Origin of the sequence: Uliginosibacterium paludis, assembly GCF_039631355.1 — a bacterium.
GTDB lineage: Bacteria > Pseudomonadota > Gammaproteobacteria > Burkholderiales > Rhodocyclaceae > Uliginosibacterium > Uliginosibacterium paludis.
On the sequence record NZ_JBDIVF010000034.1, the window covers coordinates 1 to 522 of the forward strand.

Below are 522 nucleotides of genomic sequence, written 5' to 3' on the forward strand. Positions count from 1 at the left end.
TGCTCGATGCGGATCTGTTGCTTCTCTGCCCAACTCAGCAGGCTTGCGCTGATGTACTCGGGTCCGTTGTCGCAGCGGATCGAAGCGGGCTTGCCACGCCATTGGATCACTTGCTCCAGGGCTCGCACCACCCGCGCTGCCGGCAGGGACTGATCGACTTCAATGGCCAGACCTTCCCGGTTGAAGTCATCAATCAGGTTGAACAGCCGGATGCTGCGCCCGTCCGCCAATTGGTCATGCATGAAGTCCATCGACCAACTGCTGTTGATCTGCGTGGGCACTGCCAGCGGCTCGGGTTTGTCACGCACGATGCGCTTCTTCGGTTTGATCCGCAGGTTCAGCTCCAGCCCACGATAGATGCGATAGGCCCGTTTGTGGTTCCACCCATAGCCCTTGACGTTGCGCAGGTACAGGTAGCACAGGCCGAAACCCCAGTTGCGCTGGTTGTGGGTCAGGCGAACCAGGTGGTCGGCAATCTCAGCGTTCTCCGAGGACAGCTTGGGTGAGTAGCGATAGCAGCGC

1 protein-coding gene is annotated in these 522 nt (G+C 60.0%); it reads right to left on the reverse strand.

What is annotated here, in order from left to right; translation table 11 throughout:
• On the reverse strand, positions 1 to 522 hold a 522-nt coding region (locus ABDB87_RS20540; protein WP_345930583.1), incomplete at both ends, for a DDE-type integrase/transposase/recombinase.